Origin of the sequence: Streptomyces wuyuanensis (genome assembly GCF_900103455.1) — a bacterium.
GTDB classification, from domain to species: Bacteria; Actinomycetota; Actinomycetes; order Streptomycetales; family Streptomycetaceae; genus Streptomyces; species Streptomyces wuyuanensis.
This window is the reverse complement of sequence record NZ_FNHI01000043.1, coordinates 1-20,589: the sequence shown is the minus strand read 5'-3', so window position 1 is coordinate 20,589 and position 20,589 is coordinate 1. Positions and strand designations below refer to the sequence as shown.

At 67.2% G+C, this 20,589-nt stretch carries 18 protein-coding genes and 4 pseudogenes; 8 read left to right on the top strand and 14 right to left on the bottom strand.

Annotation, left to right across the window (positions count from 1 at the left end; all coding sequences use genetic code 11):
- From BLT82_RS35940 to BLT82_RS35920, 3 genes are all read right to left on the bottom strand, one after another.
- Positions 1–184, bottom strand: a 184-nt coding sequence (locus BLT82_RS35940) for a transposase (protein ID WP_208868142.1), incomplete at its 3' end; no start/stop codon positions are given.
- Positions 185–1,051: 867 nt separating this feature from the next.
- Positions 1,052–1,555, bottom strand: a complete 504-nt coding sequence (locus BLT82_RS35925) for an SDR family NAD(P)-dependent oxidoreductase (protein WP_167746197.1) — start codon at positions 1,553–1,555, stop codon at positions 1,052–1,054.
- A gap of 168 nt (positions 1,556–1,723) precedes the next feature.
- Entirely contained in the window at positions 1,724–2,587 is an 864-nt protein-coding gene (locus BLT82_RS35920; RefSeq protein ID WP_093662600.1) for a DUF427 domain-containing protein, read from the bottom strand.
- A gap of 265 nt (positions 2,588–2,852) precedes the next feature.
- On the opposite strand from BLT82_RS35920, the gene BLT82_RS35915 reads away from it, so the two are divergent.
- Positions 2,853–3,413, top strand: a complete 561-nt coding sequence (locus BLT82_RS35915; protein ID WP_093662598.1) for an ABATE domain-containing protein — start codon at positions 2,853–2,855, stop codon at positions 3,411–3,413.
- Between the two features lie 212 nt (positions 3,414–3,625).
- Here BLT82_RS35915 and BLT82_RS35910 read toward each other — a convergent pair whose 3' ends face one another.
- Both BLT82_RS35910 and BLT82_RS35905 read right to left on the bottom strand, forming a co-directional pair.
- Entirely contained in the window at positions 3,626–3,883 is a 258-nt protein-coding gene (locus tag BLT82_RS35910; protein WP_093662596.1) for a hypothetical protein, read from the bottom strand.
- A gap of 284 nt (positions 3,884–4,167) precedes the next feature.
- A pseudogene (locus BLT82_RS35905) lies at positions 4,168–5,438 on the bottom strand (IS110 family RNA-guided transposase).
- Positions 5,439–5,808: 370 nt separating this feature from the next.
- Between BLT82_RS35905 and BLT82_RS35900 the strand changes: the two are divergent.
- Complete coding sequence (locus tag BLT82_RS35900) at positions 5,809–6,840, top strand: IS110 family RNA-guided transposase (protein ID WP_244529938.1); 1,032 nt, start codon at positions 5,809–5,811, stop codon at positions 6,838–6,840.
- Between the two features lie 163 nt (positions 6,841–7,003).
- Here BLT82_RS35900 and BLT82_RS35895 read toward each other — a convergent pair whose 3' ends face one another.
- The 4 genes from BLT82_RS35895 to BLT82_RS35880 are packed head-to-tail and all read right to left on the bottom strand — an operon-like array spanning position 7,004 to position 10,626.
- Positions 7,004–7,966 (bottom strand): ABC transporter substrate-binding protein, encoded by a 963-nt coding sequence (locus BLT82_RS35895; RefSeq protein ID WP_093662594.1) that lies wholly within the window; start codon positions 7,964–7,966, stop codon positions 7,004–7,006.
- A gap of 46 nt (positions 7,967–8,012) precedes the next feature.
- Positions 8,013–8,831 carry an ABC transporter permease gene (locus BLT82_RS35890; protein WP_208868141.1) on the bottom strand — a complete coding sequence of 273 codons (819 nt, stop codon included), beginning with the start codon at positions 8,829–8,831 and terminating at the stop codon, positions 8,013–8,015.
- Positions 8,828–9,481: an ABC transporter permease gene (locus BLT82_RS35885; protein WP_093662592.1), complete on the bottom strand. Its 654-nt coding sequence runs from the start codon at positions 9,479–9,481 to the stop codon at positions 8,828–8,830. Before BLT82_RS35885 ends, BLT82_RS35890 begins: the two co-directional genes overlap by 4 nt.
- Positions 9,478–10,626: an ABC transporter ATP-binding protein gene (locus BLT82_RS35880; RefSeq protein WP_093662590.1), complete on the bottom strand. Its 1,149-nt coding sequence runs from the start codon at positions 10,624–10,626 to the stop codon at positions 9,478–9,480. The genes BLT82_RS35885 and BLT82_RS35880 overlap by 4 nt, the downstream gene beginning before the upstream one ends.
- A 634-nt stretch (positions 10,627–11,260) precedes the next feature.
- Here BLT82_RS35880 and BLT82_RS35875 point away from each other — a divergent pair.
- Complete coding sequence (locus BLT82_RS35875) at positions 11,261–12,094, top strand: SDR family NAD(P)-dependent oxidoreductase (RefSeq protein WP_244529936.1); 834 nt, start codon at positions 11,261–11,263, stop codon at positions 12,092–12,094.
- Here BLT82_RS35875 and BLT82_RS35870 read toward each other — a convergent pair.
- Positions 12,072–12,899, bottom strand: a pseudogene (locus BLT82_RS35870) (IS630 family transposase); the annotation flags it as partial. The gene BLT82_RS35875 and the pseudogene BLT82_RS35870 sit on opposite strands and share 23 nt — an antisense overlap.
- Before the next feature lie 16 nt (positions 12,900–12,915).
- Here BLT82_RS35870 and BLT82_RS35860 point away from each other — a divergent pair.
- From BLT82_RS35860 to BLT82_RS35850, 3 genes and pseudogenes are all read left to right on the top strand, one after another.
- Positions 12,916–14,395: pseudogene (locus BLT82_RS35860) on the top strand (MFS transporter).
- Between the two features lie 294 nt (positions 14,396–14,689).
- Positions 14,690–14,869: a transposase gene (locus BLT82_RS35855; RefSeq protein ID WP_208868140.1), complete on the top strand. Its 180-nt coding sequence runs from the start codon at positions 14,690–14,692 to the stop codon at positions 14,867–14,869.
- Between the two features lie 37 nt (positions 14,870–14,906).
- On the top strand, positions 14,907–15,572 hold the full coding sequence (locus tag BLT82_RS35850) for a hypothetical protein (protein ID WP_093662604.1): 666 nt from the start codon (positions 14,907–14,909) through the stop codon (positions 15,570–15,572).
- Positions 15,573–15,894: 322 nt separating this feature from the next.
- Here BLT82_RS35850 and BLT82_RS37540 read toward each other — a convergent pair whose 3' ends face one another.
- The 3 genes and pseudogenes from BLT82_RS37540 to BLT82_RS35840 form a co-directional block, all read right to left on the bottom strand.
- Positions 15,895–16,032, bottom strand: coding sequence for a hypothetical protein (locus tag BLT82_RS37540; protein WP_167746196.1), 138 nt, complete (start codon positions 16,030–16,032; stop codon positions 15,895–15,897).
- 335 nt (positions 16,033–16,367) lie between these two features.
- Positions 16,368–16,765: pseudogene (locus BLT82_RS35845) on the bottom strand (transposase); the annotation flags it as partial.
- 127 nt (positions 16,766–16,892) lie between these two features.
- A complete protein-coding gene (locus BLT82_RS35840; protein ID WP_093662584.1) occupies positions 16,893–17,561 on the bottom strand; it encodes a peptidase E in 669 nt (222 codons plus the stop codon).
- Between the two features lie 129 nt (positions 17,562–17,690).
- Between BLT82_RS35840 and BLT82_RS35835 the strand changes: the two genes are divergently transcribed.
- Together BLT82_RS35835 and BLT82_RS35830 are read left to right on the top strand one after the other, a co-directional pair.
- Positions 17,691–18,497 carry a MerR family transcriptional regulator gene (locus tag BLT82_RS35835; protein WP_093662582.1) on the top strand — a complete coding sequence of 269 codons (807 nt, stop codon included), beginning with the start codon at positions 17,691–17,693 and terminating at the stop codon, positions 18,495–18,497.
- Positions 18,494–19,489 carry a BtrH N-terminal domain-containing protein gene (locus BLT82_RS35830; RefSeq protein ID WP_093662580.1) on the top strand — a complete coding sequence of 332 codons (996 nt, stop codon included), beginning with the start codon at positions 18,494–18,496 and terminating at the stop codon, positions 19,487–19,489. Before BLT82_RS35835 ends, BLT82_RS35830 begins: the two co-directional genes overlap by 4 nt.
- Positions 19,490–19,772: 283 nt before the next feature.
- Here the strand turns inward: BLT82_RS35830 and BLT82_RS35825 are convergent, their stop codons facing one another.
- On the bottom strand, positions 19,773–20,537 hold the full coding sequence (locus BLT82_RS35825) for a transposase family protein (protein WP_093654803.1): 765 nt from the start codon (positions 20,535–20,537) through the stop codon (positions 19,773–19,775).
- Positions 20,538–20,589: the final 52 nt, after the last annotated feature.

The window sequence follows — 20,589 nt, the reverse complement described above, 5'->3', positions numbered from 1 at the left end:
CGTTGCGATGGTTGACGCGTTCCTCGCTGACCTGCCCGTACTCCGCGTTGCAGAGGGCGTCGGCCTCCGCCGACATGAGCGCATCGGCGAACGTCTTCACCATCGCGCGCAGCAGATCGGGACTCGCCGAGGCGAGGTTGTCCTCGGCGAGGGCGTGCAGGGGCAGACTGTCTGGTGCGGTCATCGTGCTGATCTCCTTCGAGGCTTCGACACTTCGAAGATCAGCCGGTGGCCGTTCGTCTATGCGGGCGCCATCCCGATGCCGGAGCAAACCCCCGGATCAGGTCGAACCCGTACACCACTTCCCAGGACGCAACCCATGACCGTCGCTCGTTCGGGTGGCGGTCGACTCCGAAGCCGGTTTTTAGGTCCGGTGGGGAGGCCATGCCGAATGCCTGCGGCGTAGGTATGGCGAGGCTGTCGGGGTAGAGGCGGGCGTCTCCCTCCCTGATCGATTCTGTGGTGAACGTGGGAACCCCTTGCGGTCGCCCTTTCCGCCGGGCAGCCGGTCCGGCGGCGGGCACGTCCGTTGCCGACTGATGGCCGCCGGGCGGGGCGGAGGTCTCGTAGTAGTCCGAGCGCGCGAGAGGCGCGTACATGGCGGAGCAGTCATTCCGACCCCGTGGCCGAGCCTGGAATGAGGACAACACACAGGCTCTGAAAAAGACTTGTGGAGCGCCCGGTGCTCGGAAACGGGCACGCCGGGTGCGGGAAGCGGTCCGGGGAAACGGACCGGTCGACGAGACCGGCACCGCGCCCCGGATCGACTTCACCACCCACCTGACTGCCGGAATGCGCCGCTACATCGCCGACAGCGACTGGCTCACCGTCCACCAACTGCCGCCCTACGCACCCGACCTCAACCCGGTCGAAGGGCATCTGGTCCGTCCTGCGACGCACCACCACAGCCAACCGTGCCTTCGCCGACCCCGACGAGCTGATCACCGCCGTCCGGCGCGGCCTCCGCCGGCTCCAGTACCGCCCCGACATCCTCGACGGCTGCCTCACCGGCACCGGCACCGGCCCTCCGGCGCCAACCAGCATGACGACATCACGCATTCAAGGTCAGTAAACAGCCAGCGAACGGGTCGCTGCGTTCACCGAACCGTTGGTCGCCGCCACCGTGAGAAAACCGGGATCCGGCTCGAGAGGGGCCACCCCCAGAAAAGAGCACGAACGACCCGTCCTCGGCATCTTCGGAGCGAAGCGTTTGGGCCGGCATGATCGGATCCACGCCCTTCGTGTGGAAGGACAGCGGGATCGCCTCTGGGCTCAGCTCTCCGACGGCGCCGCGGGCCCTCGCCGATACGGTAGACACCACGTGATGGACGCTGCCCACCTCGTCGGCCGGAGCCGCGATGGAGGTGTCGTCCGTAACGTCGACATACTTCACGGAGACGGTCGTGTCCGTGTGCGCGGCCTCGAGTGCCACCCGGTTGCGACCTGCGGTGACCACATGCGTCCCCTCGGCCACGGCTGCGTCGACAATCGCCCGAGCGATGCCGCTCCCGCGCCCGACGACAAGGACCGTCTCACCCTGCAAAGAACCCGTCACCACGGGCTCCTCCGATTGGTCCGCACGACACCAGAGCCCGGTGCGCCGTACGGGAGATTCGGGACATGAAAATCCTGGAGGCTCACTCACCGAATCGCGAACGACCGCCGAACGGCAGACCCGTCCGTCATCGTCGGGCGGCCTCTGCTGCCCGTGGCGGACCCGGTTTCAGCGGGAGAAGACCTCATCGGTCCCCAGGCTCCGGTCTACCCCATGGGGTACTGCGGCGTGCTGGCCCGGCTCGAGGTGCAGCCGCTCACCGTCCAGGTAGACCTCGACCTTGTCGGGCTCGAAGGAGACAAGGTCGTCGATCCGCCCGACCTCGGTGTAGGCCTCACGGTAGGACCAGGCCGCCTTCTTGGACTCGCCGATGTCGTAGTAGCTGGCCAGCCCCTTGTAGGGGCAGAACGTCTGGCTCTCGACCGACGTCAGTTCCTTCTTCTGGATGTCCTCGCGCGGCACGTACCATCGCGGTGCGAACCCGGACTCGTAGAGCACCACCGGCCGGGTGGTCCGCGCGATCACCGTGTCCCCCGAGCGCACCTCCAGGGTGCGGGAGGTGTCGCGGATGTCGATGCGGTGATAGGGGTCCGACGCGTGCCCGAGAATCCGATCGTCCTCCTCGTAGAAGGCGTCCATGGCCCTCCACGCGAACGCGACCCGCCCCTCCAGCTCACTGGCGTACGGGGGCAGCCCCGTGAGCTGCCACGCCGCGCGTTCAGTGCGATGGCCCGCGGCGGCCACTGTGAACCAGGACGTCTCACCGAGCTCACGGTGCTGGGTGGTGCGTGCGCTGGCCTCGAGGACGTCCGGGCGTACCGACGAGAGCGGGAAGTAGGCGACCGGATAGCGTCCCGGCTCGTACAGCAGCACGACGTCCTCGCTGTCCGCGATCCATTCCCCGCTGAACTTCACCTTCATCCGGCGGCGCAGCCGCTCCGCGAAGAGCAGCCTTTCCGGCAGGGGCTCGGGGGTGAGGAACCTTCCGAGCGCGGTGGAGGAGAGCGGTCCCTGCTGCCATGACAGTCCCATGGCCGGTTCCTTTCATCGAACGCGGGGCGAACTGCGTCGGCGTCAGCCGGATCCAAGGTGATCCAGACTCTGTCGAGCCGAACCCGCAACTAATGTGTAGAGCAAAGGTAAAACCATTAGATCTGTTCCGCAAGGAGTCACCTGCATCCCTGCTCAGTCGACACATCTATCGGCTGTCAAGGTGCTCCTCGGAGAAGCTAATGGGTATAGTTGCATCGTGGGCGTTCGAGTTGGTATAGGTGAACTACAGGAGGCGGGCTTCCCCATGGGGGGTGAGCCCCTCGTTGCGCTGGACCTGGCCGACACGCTGATCACGGTCACCGAACCAGCCACAGATCTCATTGGCACCCAAGACGCTTCCGCCACATGGTGGGCCCTGCAGTCCGGAAGCCTGCCGCCCGGGCCTGTCCCCGACGCCGCGGCCATGCGCCGACTGCGCGCGGCGATCCGGGACGTCATGGACGCTCATCTGGAGGGCCGGGACGCCCGGCCCACCTCGCTGGACGACATCAACGCCGCAGCCGCCTCGGCCCCCATGAGCCCTCGGCTGGTCATGACGGCAGGTGGTATCCGCAGCGAGGAACGCTGGCACACCGAACACGGTGGGAATGCGGCATTGGCCGCCATCGCCGCAGAGGCGATCGGGCTGCTCGCCGACCCAGAACGGCTCGGGCTCCTGCGTCGCTGTGCCAACCCGGCCTGTTCGATGTTCTTCCTTGCCGAGAACAAGCGGCGCAAGTGGTGCACCAGCAACATCTGCGGCAACCGCACACGGGTCGCCCGCCACTACCAACGAACGCACACCGACCGAGCCGGTGGCACGTGACACACCGGCCGGCCGCCGCAAGGCGCACGGCAGACAAGACCCGACAGGGGCGACGATGAGCAGCGTGGGCTTCCACGACGGCGAACGCGACGTCCAGCACCGGGCGGGAGTCGAGGCCGAAGCGGCCCGGCTCGAAGGGATGCTCCTGGGCCATGTTTTCCTCGCACCGCGACAGCGGCAGCCCTCGCCATCTGGCTCCGGAGCTGACGGACTCAGGAACCATCCTGAGCCGGCCGCTGATGACCACAGGGAACCGGGCTGCCGTGCTTGTCGAAGACATCCGCGTCGCTCTTCACCCACACCGTGATGCCCTGATCGTGCACGACCACGTAGAACGGCGACTCCTCCGGCTCCGTCCTGGTCACCACGGTGAACTCCTCGCCCGGACGCATCCGGTGATCGGTTCCCCACGGCTCGCCCCGGAGGCAGAGCATGCTGCCGGTCTCGTTGCTCACGTTCGTCTTCGACACGCTCGCACTGGCCAGCAGCGTGATCGGCTGGACAAGTCCCAGCTACGAAGAGACGTGTGCTTGACGGCGGTTGCGGCCCGCACGGCCGCAACCCGTCGGGGTAGACGCCGCCGTAACCCGCGCAACGTCTCATCCAGTGCGTGGCTGTGCACTTTGTCGGCTGGCGTTGTCCCGGGACCGGGAGCTCTGGCCGAGGGATCGCTGACACCGGCCGTCGCTGGGTTTTACGGGATATCGGGCATGGCGCGTTGGTGTGCGAGTGGGGTGTGCCTCGATGTCTTTGGTCAAGCGGGGTGTGGGGTTCTGGGTTCGTAGAAGGTGCCGTCGCGGAGCATGGCGAACAGGACGCGGATGCGGTGGCGTGCGAGGCGGAGGAGGGCCTGGGTGTGGGTCTTGCCGCGGTTGCGGCATCGGTCGTAGCAGCTGCGTGAGGCGGGATCGTGCAGGGCCGCGAACGCGGAGAGGAACATCGCGCGTTTGAGCTGCCGGTTCCCGCTCCTTGATGCGTGCTCTCCGTGGATCGAGGTCCCGGACGACTTGGTGCCGGTGCGAGGCCGGAGTAGGAGGCGAGATGGGCGGCGGTGGGGAAGCTGGTGCCGTCGCCGTCGCCGTCGCCGTCGCCGTCGCCGACGATGACGAGGAGGACTGCGGCGGTCCTGACGCCGATGCCGGGCATCGAGGTCAGGACCTGGGAAAGAGGGTGGGCCTCCAGCAGGATGTCGATCTGGGCTTCCAGGGTCCGGCGTTGCTCGTGAACCGCGGCGAGGGAGCCTGCGAGCGAGGGGATGACGACGTCGAGGGTGCCGGTTCCGGGGACCACGACGGTCTGTTCGTCGAGGGCGTCGAAGATGCCGTCGATCAGCCGCTGGGCCATGCGCGATGCCTTGGACCGGATGGCTTCGACGAGTTTGCGGCGGCCGGCCTTGCGCAGGGCTGCCGGGGATCCGTGGCGCTCGAGGAGCCAGGTAACGGCCTGGTGGTCCAGGCGCGGGCCGAGGACGCGTTCCAGGCTGGGATGGAACTGGGTGAGCAGGCCGCGGATGCGGTTGCTGGTGCGGGTGGCCTCGGCGGCGAGGTCCTGGTCGAAGCCGACGAGCACGGTCAGTTCGGCGGTGATCTCGTCGGTGAGTGCCAGCGAGCGCAGGGTGTGGGGCATGGTGCGGGCGGCGTCCGCGATCACAGCCGCGTCCTTCGCGTCGGCCTTGGCCTCGCCCGGGTAGAGGTCGGCGATCCGGCGCATCGCGATCCGGGCAGGTAGGCGACCTGGCAGCCCGAGTCCCGGGCCACTGCGAGGAGAAGAGCGCCGATGGATGCGGGCTGGTCCACGACCACCAGCACGGTGCCGAACTTGTTGCGCAGCTTGTCCAGGACGGCCCGCAGCGGCGCCAGCAGCAGCGACTGGATCAGCAGGGTGATCGTGCCGAGGCTTCGGTTCCCTGTTCGGCAGCGGCTTGTCGAAGACCTTCTTCCGGGCCGGGGTCGGCCCGTGCCCGTGATGCGAGCTCTTGCCGACGTCCAGGCCCAGGAAGGCGCCCACCCCGCTGATGTCGATCATCACGCCCCCACCCGCTCGATACCGGTGCTGACCTGGGCGTCGGGGCCGTTCGCGCGCATCCACGTTATGCAGATCTGCCGCCCGCAGGTGGCCGGGCATTGCGCCCGGCCGGGCGGTGGTCGGACCTCTGACTTGTTGAATCGGACCCAGACGCAAGGTCTGTAGCCGTAGCGTCCAGGGTGCCGACCGGCACGGGCTCGCTTGACCTCATGCCGCCCCAACTCGGGCTGGCTCATGATGAGTTTGCTGCCGCCGGTCGGCACCCGCGCGGTGTGGCTCGACAGAGGCGTGACCCATGGACGCTGAGACTTCAAGTCAGAGTGCCCACCGCACCCCTCCCATCCCGTTCGACCTGGGCAAGGTGCACGTGATGACTATCGGTATCGACCCCCACAAGTCCTCCCACACCGCCGTCGCCGTCGACGCCGCAGGACACCAGCTCGCCCAGCGGCGCTTCGTCGTCAACGCAGGGACCGTCCGGCAGCTGATGCGCTGGTGCGAGAAGGGGCCCGAGCGCCGCTTCGCCGTCGAGGGGGCCAAAGGACTCGGCCGCAGCCTCGCCCAGCAGCTGGCCTCCGCCGGCGAGCATGTGGTGGACGTGCCCTCCACCCTCTCCGCCCGGGCCCGGCTCCTGGCCACCGGCGGGGACCGCAAAACCGATGCGGCCGACGCCCTGCACGTCGCTCAGGTCGCCCTCTTCCGCCACGACCTGCGCAAGGTCGAGCCGGAAGACCAGGCGACGATCCTGCGGCTGCTGACCGAGCGGCACGGTGACCTGGTCAACGAGCGCACCCGCATCATCAACCGCCTCCAAGCCGTGCTACGAGACCTGCTGCCCGGCGGTGCCCCCACCCGCCTGTCCGCGGAGAAGGCCGCCGCCCTCATGAAGGGCATCCGTCCAGCCACCGCCACCGACTGCTGCCGCCGCGACCTCGCCCGAGATCTCCTCGCCGACCTGCGGCGCGTCGACCGCCAGGTCCGCGACAACGAAGCCCAGATGCGTGACGCCCTGGCCGCCGCCCGCACCACACTGACCGCTTTGCCCGGCCTGGGTACCGTGCTCGCAGCCAAGCTCCTCGGACACGTCTGCGACGTCACGCGCTTCCCCACCGAGCACCACTTCGCCAGCTACACCGGCACGGCACCCCTGGACGCCTCCAGCGGCAAGAACACCCGCCACCGCCTCAACACCGGAGGCAACCGTGCGCTGAACTCCGTGCTGCACATCATCGCGGTCTGCCAGATCCGCGACGGCGGCCGAGGCCAGGACTACTACCTGCGCAAAATCGCCGAAGGCAAGACGCCTGCAGAGGCCCGCAGGGCCCTCAAACGGCGCCTGTCGAACGTCGTCTACCGCACCTTCAAACGCGACCGCCACACGACTCTCCCTGCGGCCGCTTGACAGACAGAGGCACTCATCAGCGTCTCCGACGGCACCCCTCGGGCCCGGTGACACCACCCCCCAGGTCATCCACTCGACAGGGGGGCAACAGCCATGCCGGGCCCGGAGGCCAGCGGCCCCATCGCGGGACCGCGAAAAACATAACGGGGCCGGTGCCCGGATGTCAGTTCAAGGTCTTGGCGAGATCGTTCTGCTTCAGCCAGTTCGAGGCGACCGTGGACGGGTCACCGCCGTCCACGACTTCGGCGACCAGTGTGCGCAGGGTGTCCGTGTCGAGCTTGGCGGAGACGGCGTCGCAGGCATCGGCCATTGGCTGAGTAAGGACGTCCTGCTTGAAGACGGGAACGATGTTCTGTGCGGCGAAGATGTGCTGAGGGTCCTTGAGCGAGACCAAATTGAAGCGGGAGATCGCCGGGTCGGTGGAGAAGATGTTGGCCGCATCGACCGTGCCGTTGCGCAGCGCGGTCTGTATGACGGTCCCGCTGGGTGAGAGCGACACGAACTGCTTGAAGACGACGCCGTACACCTTTTTGAGCGCGGGCACACCATAGGACTCGGTTCGCATCGGAGCAGGGGCACCGAGCCGGAGTCTGTTCGCAACGGGCTTGAGGTCGCCGATGGTGGTCAGGTGGTACTTGTCGGCGGTCTTCCTGGTGACGGTGATCGTGTCGGCGTCCTGGGCGGGCGCGTAGTGGACGACCGCCAGGTTCTGGTTCCTGGCTGTTTGCTGGAGTTCCGCGTAGACATCCTCGGAAGAGCGGGCCGTGTTGCCGGGGGAGAGGTAGTTGAGCAGGGCGCCGCTGTATTCGGGCACTGCGCCGATGGATCCGTCCTTGAGGGCGGCCATGTAGGCGGTGCGCTCACCGATGTTGGCGTGGACGTCGGCCTTCACTCCGTTGGCCTTCATGGCTCCCGCGTAGAGGTGGGCGAGGAGTTCCGCCTCGGGGAACGCGGCGGAGCCGACGGTGACGGAACCGGCCTTGGCGGGCAGGGCCTTGATGGTGGTCGAGGTCGGTGCTCCGGATGTGCCGGCTGAATCCGGCTGAGATGAACTGTCGGTCGCACCGCAGGCGCTCACTGCTGCGAGAACGCCGATTGCGAAGCCGGCGGAGAGAATGCGTCGCATGATGATTCCTTTAGGGGTTCCGGACCTTGTGAGTGCCGTCAGCGAGTCACCCGGCGTTCTGGACCGGGTTCTGGCTGTTCATGGGATTGGTGCGTTGCCGGGTGCCGGACAGCGCGATCCCGGGAGATGTGAGCAGGCGTTGAGCGAGGTTGAGCAGGGCGTCGACAGCCAGGGCCAGCACGGCGACGCTGACACCACCGGCCACCATGGCGGGATAGCCGTAGCGGAGGTCCCTGAGGTTCTGGTGCCCGTCGACGATGAGCCGCCCCAGACCACCGACCAGCGGCGCATATGCGGCGACCGTCAGCGTGGCGATGACCTGCAGAGTCGCGCTACGCAGTCCGGACATGATGAGCGGCAACGAGCACGGCATCTCCACCTTGAGAATCACCTGAAGGGGAGTCATACCGGTTCCTGCGGCGGCCTCCCGGGCCGCCGGCTCCAGTGACTGCACTCCGGCGTACGTGCTGGTCAGGATAGGCGGAATGGCCAGGATGACCAGGACCAGCAGCGCGGGAATGAGGTAGGGGACGCTGCCCGCCGGGATCGTGCTGCCCAGCCCCTGCCGGATGTGGATGCGCGGTGAGAGCACGACGATGAGGAAGATGAGGAGTCCGAGGGCGGGCACGGCGCGAAGGGCGTTGGAGGTGCCGGCGATCAGGGTGGTTCCGCGTCCGGTGTGGCCGATGACCAGACCGACAGGTACGGCGATAAGAGCGGCCGTGCACACCACGACGAATGTGTAGACGAGATGCTCACGTACGTGCGCGAGCAGCCCGGTTGACCCCCACCAGTTACCGGGATCGTTGAACCAGATCACCACCCGGCCGAGGCCTGGAAGGCCGTTGTCTGCGGCGAGTTTCATGAGGCTACTGCCTTGTGCCAGGGAGTGAGAAGCCGGGTGATGATGACGATGATCAGGTCGAAGGCCAGGGCGATGGTCACGAAGAAGACCAGCCCGAGAATGATCGGGGCGAGCGAACCGACGTTGTTTCCTGCGATGAACAACTGGCCCAGCTGGGAGGTTCCGACCACCGATGCGACCGAGACGAGGCTGGCGTTGGATACGGCAGCCACCCGCACCCCGGCCCCGATCACCGGTACGGCCAGGGGCAGTTGCACAGAGAGCAGCTGCTGCCTTGCCGTGTGCCCCATCGCCGCGGCCGTTGCCAGGGTGTGTGCGGGTACTGAGGCCAGCCCGTCGGCCACGGTCCGCACCAGCAGCGCGAAGGTGTACAGCGTCAGTGCGGCGACGACGTTGACCGGATCAAGGATCTTGGTGCCCAGCAGTTCGGGCAGGACAAGGAACATGACCAGGGACGGGACCGTGTACACGATGCTCATGGCGGAGACGAAGGGACCGTGGGCCCACCGATAGCGGTGGGCGAGCCATCCGCAGGGCAGAGCAAGTACGAGGCCGGCCATGACCGGTACGGCTGCCAGCCACAGGGTGGTCAGCGTCCAGCCCCGGATTTGGGTCCAGTTGGCTTCCAGGTAGGTCCACAGCTCGTTCATGAACAGACCCCTGTTGCGGACCTGATCGCCCCTTCCCGTAGGCGGGTTGCACGAGTCTCGATTCGGGCCAGCACCTGAGAGGCGGTGACGGTACCTGCAAATCGCCCGTCCTCGTGGACGATCACACCGCGGCCACTGGGAGAGGACAGGGCTGCATCCAGTGCTTCGCGCAGGGTCCCGGCCTTCGTGGCCAGTGTCCCCCCGAGGTTGAGGAGATCGGTTCCCGCGGAGCCCTTGGCCTGCTCGTCGGTGAGCCCACCCGCTGCCAGCCACCCGAGTGGGGCGTCGTCCTGGCCGACGACCAGAATCCACCCGTCCTTCTCACGTTCACGCGCTGCCGACAGCGGGTCTCCCAGGCGCACGGTGGGCTCTTCGGCAAGGGGAAGCGGTCCTGTGCTGGCGAAGGAAAGGGCGCGGTAGCCGCGGTCGCGGCCCACGAAACCGGCGACGAACTCGTCCCTGGGACGCGACAGCAGTTCGGCGGGCGGGGAGAACTGCGCGAGAGTGCCGCCGACCCGCATGACCGCGATCTTGTCGCCGAGTTTGATGGCTTCGTCGATGTCGTGCGTGACAAAGATGATCGTCTTGCTCAGTTCGGCCTGGATGCGAAGGAACTCGTTCTGGAGCTGCTCGCGGACGACGGGATCCACGGCGCTGAACGGTTCGTCCATGAGCATGACCGGCGGGTCCGCTGCCAGGGCACGGGCGACGCCGACGCGCTGCTGCTGGCCTCCGGACAACTGGACCGGATAGCGGCCTGCAAGTGTCTGGGGCAGTCCCACGAGTTCGAGGAGCTCCGCGGCCCGGTTACGGGCTTCGCGCTTGCTGCGTCCAAGCAGCAGCGGGACGGTGGCGATGTTGTCGAGCACCGTTTTGTGTGGGAACAGTCCCGCCTGCTGGATGACGTAGCCGATGCCTCGGCGCAACTCGGCCGGCTCGATGGACGCGGTGTCCCGGCCGTCGAGCAGAACGCGGCCTGAGGTCGGCTCGATCATGCGGTTGACCATGCGCAAGGACGTGGTCTTGCCGCAGCCGGAGGGGCCGACGAGTACCGAGATCTGCCCCGAGGGTGCATCCAGGCTGAGGTTGTCAACGGCCAGAGTGCCATCGGGGTACCCCTTGGTCACCGAATCGAAGCGGATCACGACATCTCCTTGCGGAAGGGTCCGCGGTTTGGGGGAGGGCGCCGAAAGGGGTCGGGGGAATCCTCCTTCCGGCGCCCGAGCACTTCCGTGCCTAATGGATAATATAACAGCTCATCCATTAGGTTGAAATGTGGGGGAGCCCGATGTCCGGGATCCACGCGACGATCTGCGGCGCAACGCCTCACGAGAGAGCCGCACATCGCTGACCCGGCGGTGGTATCAGTCGGGCAGGCCGGCGTGTTCGCGCAGCGTCGTCCCCGCATCCCCGGTGCGCGCCATCTCGCCCTTCCGCAGATCGGCCGGACGTGATCGATGAGTATGTCGAGCTGGGCGGCAGTAGGTGGGGCATGAGGGTGAAGCCGTCGGCCGCCTTGCAGTCCCACCAGTCAGTGATCAGCTCCGCCACCTCTCGGGCGTGCCGGTGAAGTCCAGTCCCCGGGCTGCGGGTGAGCTCGGCGGCCGGGGGCGGGGGCGGCGGGTTCTTCTTGGCTCCGCCCAGGGTGCGACCGCCGGTGCGGCGGGCCGGGGGCTTCATGCGTTCGGTCATGCCGTGAGTTCCTTCACGAGTTCGGCGTACTCGCTGAGTTCGGTTAGGCCGTGCAGCCCATTCGACCGCAACTCCACCGCTGCACAGGTGATCGACGGGGTGGACCTGTCCGGCAAGCGTGCCATGGTCACCGGCGCCACCCCCGGCATCGGTGTGGAAACGGCCCATGCGCTGGCGTCCGCCGGCGCCGATGTCACACTCGCGGTCCGGCGGCCCGATGCCGGCGAGGCGGTCGCTGCAGACCTGCGGGTCCGGTCCGGCAACGACGCCATTCACATCGCCCGCCTCGACGTAGCGGACCTGGACTCCGTGAACACCTTCACTGCCGACTGGAGCGGCCCCGTGCACATCCTGGTCAACAACGCCGGGATCATGATGCTGCCCGAGCTGGAGCGGGGCATCCGTGGCCAGGAGCAGCAGTTCGCCACTAACTACCTGGGGCACTTCGCTCTGGCGCTGGGCCTGCATCGGGCACTGGCCGAGGACGGCGGCGCACGTCTGGTGACCGTGTCCTCCAGCGGCCACCTGTTCTCCCCGGTCGTCTTCGACGACCTCGACTACCGCTTCCGCCCCTACGACCCGCTCGGCGCCTACGGCCAGTCCAAGACCGCGGAGGTGCTGCTGGCCGTCGAGGCAGACCGGCGCTGGTCTGATGAGGGCATCCGGGCCAACGCACACCGGCGGCAGAAGACGCCCGAGCCCTACCGCAAGACCATCGAACAGGGCGCCGCCACCTCTGTCTTCCTCGCCGCCTCCCCGCTGGTTGAGGGCATCGGCGGCCGCTACTTCGAAGACGTCAACGAAGCCCCCCAGGTGACCGCACGGCCCACGGAACTGGGTGTGCCTGGAGTGGCGGCCTACGCGCTTGACGCTGCGAACGCCGAGCGTCTGTGGAACCTCAGCACCACCATCCTGTCCTGACCTGAGCTGGTTCGTCGAGGGTCAGGCCGGTGCCTGCTATGAAGCGGTCGAGGGTGTCGGGCCGGTACTGGAGGCGTTTGAGACGTTGCGTACGAATGCTTCGAGCCGGTCGAGGGCGACGACTGCGAGGTTGGCCAGGCTGCGCCTGACGTGCGCCCACACCCACTCGACGGGGTTCAGGTCCGGCGCGTAGGCGGGCAGTAGGAACACCGTCAGCCACTCGCGTTCGGCAATCAGCTCACGCATGGCGCGGGAGACGTGGGTGGTCAAGCGGTCCCAGACCAGCACGATCGGTGCCTTGACGAGATGGTGGACGCCGTCGATGAGTGCGATGAAGTCGCGTTCGCCCGTGCTGCGGCGCTTGCTCTTGCCCGCGGGGTGGGTGCGTAAGCGGTGACGTAGCCGGGTCCGCGAGCCGGGTCGTATCGCGATCAGCCCGACCACCGACAGACGTCCCGAACGGCGCCCGCTGACCGTCACGACCGGGGTGTGGCCGCGTCGGCCCCAGGTGCGTCCTTTGGGCGGTCGGCGGTGAACCCGGCTTCGTCCTCGAAGCAGATGTAGCCCCCGCACGCCGCCCGGGCTCTTCTACCTCGTCCCAGGTCGCCTCCTTCGAGGCGGTCACGGCCTGCTCGTCGCGTTCGGCGACCTTGCGTACGGGGATCTGCGGACTGAAGCCGAGTCGGTGCATCAGCCTGGTGGCCCTGGAGACACTGTAGGAGACGTGGAACTCCCTGCCGATCAGCGTGGCCACCCGCGCGGCGGTCCACACCTGGTCCTCCACCCAGCCGTGCGCGGCCGGCCCCGCAGGAATGCACATCATGTCCCAAGACGTTCGCCAGCCCGTCCCTCGGCGCTGGTTGGCCCTGCTGTTCATCGCCACCGCCCAGTTGATGGTCTTTCTGGACGGCGCGATCATGAACATCGCCCTGCCGTCCGCTCAGCAGGACCTTCACTTCACCGACGGCGGCCGGCAGTGGGTCATCACTGCATACGGCTTGGCCTTCGGAGGTCTGCTCATTCTGGGCGGACGCCTGGGCGACCTCTGGGGGCGCAAGAGGGTCTTCGTGATCGGGCTGGTCGGCTTCGCCCTGGCCTCGGGCATCGGCGGTGCGGCACGGAACCTGCCCACGCTCCTCACTGCCCGTGCCCTCCAGGGCGTCTTCGGCGCGCTCCTCGCTCCCGCCGCTCTGGCACTGATCTCGCTGGCGTTCACCGACGCCAGGGAGCGTGCCAAGGCCTTCGGTATCTACGGTGCCATCGCCACCGCAGGCGGCGCCCTCGGTCTGCTACTTGGGGGGATATTCACCGAGTACACCGAATGGCGCTGGGGACTGTATATCAACCTGCCCATCGAGGTCATCGGCATCTTCGGTGTGCTGACGGTCGTGCGCGACCCGGGCACGCCCGCGGGCCGTGCTCGGCTGGACGTGCCGGGGGCTCTACTGGCCAGTGGTGGCGCTGTCTGTGTTCGGCTTCGCCAAGGCGGAGAGCGACGGCTGGGGTGCTGCCGTGACCGTCAGCATGTTCGTTCTGTCCGCTCTCCTGCTGGCGGCCTTCGTCCTGTTTGAGGCCAGGGTGACATCCCCGCTGCTGCCGCTGCGCGTCCTCACCGAACGGAACCGTGCAGGCGCCTATCTCTCCCTGGCCCTGTCAGTCGTGTCCATGTTCGGCATGTTCCTTTTCCTCAGCTACTACTTCCAGTTGGTGAAGGGATACTCACCGGTGCAGAGCGGAGCGGCCTTCATCCCGATGGCCGCCGCGCACGCCTTCGGATCCACACAGATCGGCGCCCGCCTCTCCCACCGGGTCCGCCCCGGTCTGCTGATGGGCGCCGGTTACGCGGTGTCGGGTATCGGTGTGCTGATGCTCGCGCTACTTGGCGTCGATTCCTCGTTCGGGTACATCGCAGTGGCCGAAATCGTCGTGGGCGCCGGTATCGGGACGGCGTTCATGCCCGCCTTCAGTCTGGGTGCCCACGGTGTCGAACTCCGCGACGTCGGGGTCGCCTCCGCCATGACCAACACATCGCAGCAGATCGGCGGCTCCATCGGCACCGCGCTGCTCAACACCATCGCCGCGAGCGCCACGACCGGATACGTCGCCTCCCATCAGGGTGCCGGCTCCCTCACCGGCCTGTCATTGGTGCATGGCTACTCCGTCGCCTACTGGTGGGCTACCGGATTCCTTGCCGCAGCGGCACTGGTCGCCTTCCTTGCCATCAACGCCGGCAGGCCGAAGCACGAGCGGTCCATAGCGGCCAAGAGGGCGGACACCTTGGAGCTTCAAGGCGCCGAGTAACCGGCGCAGGCCTCAACAAGGCCGCCAGCGGGGACACGACGCGGGCCGCGGGCGGCCTTTCCCGCATCCGCCACCGCAGATCCACCGGGTACATGCGCATCGCTTCGTGACCCACAGGGCTGCAGCCGTAGGCATGAAGGTGTCCCGGGCCAGCGCATTTGATCAGGATGCAGAAGAGCGCTGAAGGCCTTGCAGGTGGACGGTCACGTGAGCGTGACCGTCCATGCCGCACTGGGCCAGCCGCGAGACACGGATCAGACAGCCTTCGCCTCCAGGTGATACGAAGTGCCGCCCTTGCGCGGCTTCGCCCGCAACCTTCACAAGGACTTCGACGCCGTGACCGCCGGCCTGACCCTGCCCTACTCCAGCGGCATGGTCGGAGGCCACGTAAACCAGGTCAAATTCCTCAAGCGCCAAGGCTACGGGCGGGCTGACTTCGACCTCCTCCGACGCCGGGTGCTCCTCACCCCCTGAGCCCGGCTCGCCGACCGCGGTGCGCAAGACTGACGACATGCCTGCGACCGCCCCTCTCGCGTCCTCGGAACAGATCCATGCCCACCTCGTCGCCCAGCTCAACGACGCCCTCCGCCGACCGGGGATGTGGGGAGGTGAGCTCGCCATCCGGCTGACGCTGGACCACCTCCTGTTTGTTGAGCGTCGCCAGGAAGCATGGGGCGACGAGCAGCGCGCCCTGGAGCAGCGCACGGCGTGGACTGTGACCGGCGTGAGGGGTGCCTTCGAGGGCGTCCTGCCGACTGATCACGGCACCAGCGTGGCCTCCGTCTACGCGGAGTTCGCGCATCGGCAGGGATGGCTCGAGCTGGACCGGGCGCTGAGCGCGGACGAGTACGCGACGATGCTTGCCGCGATCGACTCGTGGGCCAGTCGGGACCGGGTGTGGGCCGACGTGACCTCGGCCTTCGGCGCGCCGTCGGTGCTCTTCGGCAGCACCAACCCCTCCTACGGGAAGACGCTCGGATACGTGACCGCGGACCGCTCCACGCCCATGCTGTTCTTCCACCTCTGGAACGGCACCGACCTGGGCACCGAGCCTCCCTGGCCACCGAGCCGCGAGCAGCCACTGCTTCTGGCAGTCCGCCGTGGTGATGCTCCGTTCGCCGCTAGCTTCACCTTCACCCCAGAGGGACTGCGCCGTCGACCAGAGCAGGAAGAGTAGCCTCCGCGTCCTTCCGGCTCGTGGACGGTTACGCTCGGTCATCCCGAAATGTTGATCAGAGCCGAACTACATGCCGTTGACCCGGGGTCAACCAGCGGGGCGTGCTTGGCAGGTCGAGTTTACGGCTCGATCTCTCGGTAGGCGCTGAGGGCACTGCGTTCCACCTTGGCGAGGATGCCCTGCTGTGTCTGCTTGTCCATCTTCCGCTGGTGCGCCCACAGGTGGGTCATCTCGACGCCCTGAGCACGCAGGCTCTCGTAGCGCTCAGCCTCCGCGGTACTGCGGAGGCTCTGAAGCCATGCCTCAGCAAGGCCGTCCGTCGCTAGGCCCGGTTGTCCGCGAGCGGGTCGAGGACGGCCGCGCGCCAGGCCTGTGCTTGGCTCGTATCCAGGTCTCGGGTGACGGAGTCCGCGACGCCGTCGAGGGTGGCGAGTGCGCGCGCACTCTCGGTGGGCGGCACGCTGAGGGCGAAGCCTTCAGTGTCGGCGGTGGCTTTATCGAGCAGTAGCGACGTCGCTTGTCGATGGGTTTGGGAGGCGCCCTGTTCCACGGATGGGTGATGTCGACGAGTTTGGGAGGCACCGGGGTTCTTGCCAGGGCAGCATCGGGATGCTCCTGGTGAAAGGTGCTGGTCACGCCGCGGATGTCGAAGGTCGAGCTTTACGCGGCGATCCGGCGTGACCACCGTGGCGGCATGTCGATGCGGGAGCTTGAGCGCAAGCACGGCGTGACGTGGCGCACGGTGCGGAAGGCGTTGGACTCGTCCTGGCCGGAGCCGCGCAAGAGGCTGCCGCCGCGGGACGCCCCAAGGACCCGGCAGATCCGCTGCACGCCGAAGTGGGCGCGGTTGGCGGAGATGAAGTCCCAGTGGCAGGGGCTGACTTCACCTCCCGAGCGAAATGGGCGGCTGCCCGACGCAGGATCGCGCGCTCCAGCTGCCACTCCTTCTCCGCCTTCAGCAGCCGGGCATTCTCCGCCCGCAGCCGGGCCAGCTCCTCCGCCTCGCTCCCGCCCGCTTCACGGCGTCCGGGCATAGCCTGGGCCTCGTCCTTGCGGACCCACGTCCGCAGCGACTCCGCGGTGATGCCGAGATCAGCAGCCACCGACGCGTACGTCCGCTTGCCGGCCGCGGCGCGGTAGAGCGCGACGGCGTCCTTCCTGAACTCCTCCGAATACGGAGACTTGCGTCCCACCTGGATATCCCTCCCTGGACCATCAAGATCCATTGCCAGGGTGTCCACTCCAAAGGATCAGCCTCACCGCATCAGTTCGCCCTTGGGCGCCGCACTGCCCTGTCCGAACCCCGCCGCGTGTGCTGAGTCACGGATGGAACCGCCACCGGCCTTCAGAAATCACGTCCACCTTGCCGTCCCTGACGCGAACGGCCGTCTCGTCGTCGATGAAGTAGATCGGGAAGTCCGCGCGTGCAACGACGCGATCAGCCCAGGCGTCGTCCCGCTCGGGGAAATTCGGTGAGTACAGGTGAGGCTTGAGGTACCAGTCGAAGAGGCCGAACGGCGGCTCCACGGACGTGGCGCCGAGAGCGTGGAGGTCCGTGGTGTCACCGATGACGTCGGCAGAGTGTCCGGTGAGATTACGGCTGAAGATCATTGATCCGGCGCTGACCCCCACGTAGACCCGACTCTCCAGGGCCTCCAGGAAGCCGTCGGACAGGCCGTTGCCGGTGATGCTGCGCGCGAGGTGGTACTGGTTGCCGCCCTCAACGTAGATGACGTCGGCGTTGAGCAGTCGGTCGAGCACCATCTGCCGGGGCAGGCCATTCAGTTCCAGCACGTCGAACTCCCGCCAGCCCAGCCCGTGCAGCCGGTTCATGTCCGCGACGAACCATCCATGGTCCCCGGGCTCGGCGACTGAAGCAGTGGGAACGAACACGACGTTCGCCGATCCGAACGGCCTACCCAGCATGTCCCGCAGCGCATCACGCAGCGTCTCGTTACGCAGGCCACTCGCCGTCAACAGAAGGTTCATCGTGGGAGCCAAGCACGACTCCAGTGCCCGCGCAACGAACGACCGTCATGGAGTGCCGCATCAGGAAGTTGGTGGGCTCGCTGTCGCAGCGCTGGACTCTCCCACCGTGGGAGAGTCCACCATGATGGCGTGCAAGACGAACTCCTCACCATCGGGCGCTTCGCCCGGCTGTGCCGGCTCAGCATCAAGCAGTTGCGGCACTACGACGACATGGGGCTGCTGGCTCCCATCCGCGTGGACTCCGGCTCTGGCTACCGCTACTACGCACCCGCACAGGCCCGTGATGCCCTGACCATCGCCCTGCTGCGCGAAATGGATCTTCCCCTGGCCGTGATCGCCCGGGCCCTGGGTGCCGAGCCTGAGCGCATGGCACAGATCCTGCGCGCCGAGCGGGATCGTCTTGCCGAGCGGATCAGCAGGGACCAGGCCCGGCTTCAGGTACTGGAGCGGCTGGCAGCGGACGGCCTGCCCGGCTACGAGGTGACGATGAACAGGGCGCCAGAGCGACGGCTGGCAGTGGTGCGAACGGTATGCACTCCCGCGGAGATCGGAACCAGCGTCGAGAAGTGTGTAGGTCGACTGCTGCCCGTGCTCGGCAAGACGGGCATTGCGTGGGAGCCACCGCTGTGGGGGCTGTACCCGCTGGACCTCGAAGACCGGATGGAGATCGCCGTCGGAGTCCAGGCCACGCAGGGAGAGGGCTCACCCGGCCTGGAATTCGAGGTGCTGCCCGGTGGGCTCGTTGCCGAGACCTTGCACGTCGGGCCCTACGCCCAACTGCCCTTGGCCTACAACGCGCTCTTCGCCGCCATCCACGAGCGCGGACTGCGCCCGCAAGCACCCGTACGCGAGGCCTATCTCGTCGGACCGGAAGAGGCACCACCAGAAGGACTGATGACCCGACTGATCATCCCTGCCCAGGAGAGTACGGCATGACCACGGTGACAGACATCGACGCCCGCGGTACGCAGCACTGCGAGACGACAGCTCTGGGGGTGCTGCTGCGGCACCAAGGACTTGATCTGTCCGAGCCCATGCTCTTCGGTCTCGGCTCCGGTCTGTCCTTCGTCTACTGGGACAGCAAGAACATGGGCTTCCCCTTCCTCGGAGGACGGGTCAAGCCCTTCGACATCACCAGAAACCTCGCCGACAGACTCAAGCTGGAGCTCCTGATCCAGGAGACCACATCACCACGCAAGGCATGGGACAGCGTGGCGGCCTGCATTCGTGCCGACCATCCCGTCGGATTGCAACTCGACAGCTACTACCTGGACTACTTCAGCTCGAAGATCCACTTCGGCGGCCACGTCGTGGCCATGTACGGTTACGACGACCACAAGGCCTACCTGGTGGACACTGATCAGCAAGGGGGAGCGGTATCCACCAGCCTGACCAGTCTCGCGCAGGCCAGAGCAGCACGTGCCCCGATGGCCGCCAAGCACCGCTCTTTCACTCTCACCACACCGACGAACCCGCCCTCCCCGCAGAGCCAGATCGTCCCCGCCATCACAGCCTGCGCCGAAGCCTTCCTCCACCCGCCCATCGCCAACCTCGGCCACCGAGGCATCAAGAAGGCCGGCAAGCTGGTACGCACATGGTTCCAGCGCAGCGACGCCCCGCAGCGAGACCTACCACAGGCTGCCCTCCTGATGGAGAAGGCCGGCACCGGCGGCGCCCTATTCCGCAACCTCTACCGCGACTTCCTCGCCGAATGCGCCGATCCGCTCGACAGCAGCCACCTGCGCACCGGCCTCACGCTGTACGCCGAGGCGGCCACCCTGTGGACGGAAGTCGCAGGGCTGATCAAGAAAGCCGGCGAATCAGGCGAGACGCAGCTTCTCGAACAAGCCGGTACCATCCTTGGCGATCTTTCGCACATAGAGCGCGAGGCAATGCAAGCGCTGAGCCGCCTGGACCGTGTCCCATAAATGATCAAACGGGTTGCCGTCCCGAACCGGTAGAACCGGGTCCGGATGGCACTGGAGCACGACTCCTTGGGGGGCGGTGTGTCGGGACCGGCAGTCGGGCTGTGGCTCTTCGAATGACTCTCACTTCGTTGTCCGCGGAGATTGCCATACTGGTGCCCCAGGGTGTCGAGGCATCGAATCGCCCTGACCTGGCCTTTAGCGAGCGATGGTTTGACAGGCAGCGAGAACTTGGCTTGCTCTCTCATGAGAATTGCCTGTTCATCGCACTGAGCCTTTTCCATCCTCACTCTGAGCTGGCCAGATGCAGGGCGAGGACGGCCCGGACGAGGCTGGTGACGCGGGCGGTCGAGCACCGGAGCTTGCGGAGGAGCCGCCAGGATTTGAGGGTGGCCATGGCCTGCTCGACGAGTGCGCGAATCTTCGCGTGGGACCGGTTGACGGCCTGCTGACCGGTGGAAAGGGTTTCCCAGCGGCCCCAGTAGGGGGTGCGAACGGTCCCGCTGGCACCCCGATATGCCTTGTCCGCCCAGCACTTGATGTCGGCTGCGGCAAGGGCGTCGACGATGCCGTGCTCGCGGGCCGCGCGGACATCGTGGACGGCGCCGGGCAGGGCCGGCGAGGCCCACAGCAGCCGGCCGAAGGGATCCGTGAGGACCTGCAGGTTCATCCCGTGTTTCTTGTGTTTCCCGGAGTAGAAGGGCCGGTCCGCGGCGATGCGGTCGGTCGGCAGGAGTGTGCCGTCGAGGATCACGAACGCCTTCGTCGACGCGACCCGGATCGCGTCGGCCAGGGTGGGCGCGAGGCCTGCCAGGAGTTCGACAGCCTCGGTGGCATACCGGTAGGCGGTCGTGGTTCCGATACCGAATCCGGCCGCGAGCTGGGCATACGTGTTTCCCATCCGCAGGTGGGCGAGTGCGAGCAGGGCCTGGCGGCCGGGGTTCAGACGCCTCCAGCGGGAGCCGATCGCGCGACGGTGCTGCCGCAGACGGGCGGACAGAAAGCGCAGGGCAGAGCTGGACACGTCGACGCCCGAAGGGTAGACAAGCATGCGAAGCCTCTGGTGGAGACGGTTCTCTTGGTCGAAAACCCATCTACCAGGG

Bases quoted from the DNA above. Each gene is read 5' to 3' on its own strand.
- BLT82_RS35825 (WP_093654803.1), bottom strand. From the start codon at position 20,537: ATGCTTGTCTACCCTTCGGGCGTCGACGTGTCCAGCTCTGCCCTGCGC.
- BLT82_RS35850 (WP_093662604.1), top strand. From the start codon at position 14,907: ATGCCTGCGACCGCCCCTCTCGCGTCCTCGGAACAGATCCATGCCCAC.
- BLT82_RS35895 (WP_093662594.1), bottom strand. From the start codon at position 7,966: ATGCGACGCATTCTCTCCGCCGGCTTCGCAATCGGCGTTCTCGCAGCA.
- BLT82_RS35885 (WP_093662592.1), bottom strand. From the start codon at position 9,481: ATGAACGAGCTGTGGACCTACCTGGAAGCCAACTGGACCCAAATCCGG.
- BLT82_RS35840 (WP_093662584.1), bottom strand. From the start codon at position 17,561: ATGAACCTTCTGTTGACGGCGAGTGGCCTGCGTAACGAGACGCTGCGT.
- BLT82_RS35900 (WP_244529938.1), top strand. From the start codon at position 5,809: ATGACTATCGGTATCGACCCCCACAAGTCCTCCCACACCGCCGTCGCC.
- BLT82_RS35830 (WP_093662580.1), top strand. From the start codon at position 18,494: ATGACCACGGTGACAGACATCGACGCCCGCGGTACGCAGCACTGCGAG.
- BLT82_RS35920 (WP_093662600.1), bottom strand. From the start codon at position 2,587: ATGGGACTGTCATGGCAGCAGGGACCGCTCTCCTCCACCGCGCTCGGA.
- BLT82_RS35890 (WP_208868141.1), bottom strand. From the start codon at position 8,831: ATGAAACTCGCCGCAGACAACGGCCTTCCAGGCCTCGGCCGGGTGGTG.
- BLT82_RS35915 (WP_093662598.1), top strand. From the start codon at position 2,853: ATGGGGGGTGAGCCCCTCGTTGCGCTGGACCTGGCCGACACGCTGATC.